Origin of the sequence: Saccharomonospora iraqiensis subsp. iraqiensis, from assembly GCF_000430445.1 — a bacterium.
GTDB lineage: Bacteria > Actinomycetota > Actinomycetes > Mycobacteriales > Pseudonocardiaceae > Saccharomonospora > Saccharomonospora iraqiensis.
The window spans coordinates 1-1,761 of the sequence record NZ_KE387112.1 but is presented as its reverse complement, the minus strand read 5'-3'; the positions used below and the strand labels follow the sequence as shown (position 1 = coordinate 1,761).

Here is a 1,761-nt window from a genome sequence, read left to right as displayed (position 1 = left end):
CGCCGACCTGTGGGCCGAGCACCGGCGCGCCGCCGTGCTCGGCGCCGTCGGGGCCGCCCAGGAACTCGGCAGCGTCCTCGGGCCCGTCTACGGCATCGCGCTCGCCGCCGTCGCGGGCTGGCGCGGGGTGTTCTGGGTGAACATCCCGCTGGCGTTGCTCGCCATGCTCGCGGTGCACCTGTCCGTGCCCGCCCGGCGTGCGGAGGGTGGAACCTCCCCGGTGGATCTGCGGGGCGGGGCCCTGCTCGCGGTGACGCTCGGGCTCACGGTGGTGGGGCTGTACAACCCGGAACCGGCCGGGCAGGTTCTGCCGGACTGGGGCGTGCCGGCGCTCGTGGGCGCCGTGATCTCGGGGACGCTATTCGTGGTGCACCAGTCCCGTGCCCGCCTCCCGCTGATCGACACCTCCCGGGTGGAGATGCGGCCGTTCCTGGCGGCGCTGGGTGCGAGCCTCGCCGCGGGCGCGGCGCTGATGGTCACACTTGTCGACGTCGACCTGTTCGCCCAGACCCTGCTCGGCTACGACGACCACGGCGCCGTCCTGCTGCTGCTGCGGTTCCTCGTCGCACTGCCGATCGGCGCGCTGCTCGGTGGCGCGCTGGCCTCCCGGCTCGGCGAACGCAGTGTCTCCGTCTGCGGCCTGCTGCTGGCCGCCGGGGGCTTCGGCCTGATGTCCACGTGGACCGCGGATGTCCTGTCCGCGGCGTACCGGCTGGGGCCGGTGCCACTGCCCAAGGCGGACGTCGACCTGGCGCTCGTCGGTTTCGGCCTCGGCCTGGTCATCGCCCCGATATCCGCGGTCGTCCTCCGGCTCACCCCGCCCGAACAGCACGGCATCGCCTCGGCCGGCGTGGTCGTGGCCCGGATGACGGGGATGCTCGTCGGGATCGCCGCCCTGTCCGCGTGGGGCATGCACCGGTTCCACAGCCTCACCGCGACGCTGGACGTGCCCCTGCGCATCCTGTTCGACTCCGACGAGCAGTTCCGCAGCGCGATGGACGACTACACCGCCGCGCTCCGCGACGCCATGGTCACCCAGTACACGGAGATCTTCGCGATCACCGGGGTCGTGTGCCTCGCCGGCGCCCTCTGCGCCGCCCTCCTCGGCGGCACCCGCACCCGCTGATCCCCGGTCGGTCCGCGGAGCCTCCGGGCCGGGGGCCCTGCGGACCGACCCCTCGCCCCCCTCGTCCGACGCTGCGATCGCCGCAGAAGACGCTGCGACGGCCGGAGAACAGGAACGGGATTCCGGGCGGTGCCGCGACGGCGACACCTTTCCCGGACATGAAAAAGGCCGGAGCGTGTGCGACGCTCCGGCCTTTTTTGGTTAAGTGTTCGGCGGTGTCCTACTCTCCCACACCCGGGCGGGTGCAGTACCATCGGCGCTGGTGGTCTTAGCTTCCGGGTTCGGAATGGGACCGGGCGTGTCCCCACCGCTATAGCCACCGAACAACCCTCCGAAACAACCCCGCAGGTGCCCGGGCGTGGTGTTTCAGAGTTGCAGAGTGGGTGCGTAGCATGTTTGTGGTCAAGCCCTCGGCCGATTAGTACCAGTCCACTCGAGAACACATTGCTGTGCGTCCATGTCTGGCCTATCAACCCCATGTTCTGTAGGGGGCCTTACCCACTCGAAGGTGGTGGGAGACCTCATCTGGGAACGGGCTTCCCGCTTAGATGCCTTCAGCGGTTATCCTTTCCGAACGTGGCCAACCAGCCGTGCCCCTGGCGGGACAACTGGCACACCAGAGGTTCGTCCGTCCC

General features: G+C 70.3%; 1 protein-coding gene and 2 rRNA genes. 1 reads left to right on the top strand and 2 read right to left on the bottom strand.

Annotated features, from left to right (window positions below; all coding sequences use genetic code 11):
- Positions 1–1,126: MFS transporter (locus tag ACTIR_RS23900; protein ID WP_034240581.1), on the top strand; the 1,126-nt coding region annotated here is incomplete at its 5' end.
- Positions 1,127–1,333: 207 nt separating this feature from the next.
- Here the strand turns inward: ACTIR_RS23900 and rrf are convergent.
- Positions 1,334–1,450 (bottom strand): 5S ribosomal RNA (gene rrf, locus ACTIR_RS0116750).
- A 74-nt stretch (positions 1,451–1,524) separates the two neighbouring features.
- A 23S ribosomal RNA gene (locus ACTIR_RS0116745) occupies positions 1,525–1,761 on the bottom strand; the annotation flags it as partial.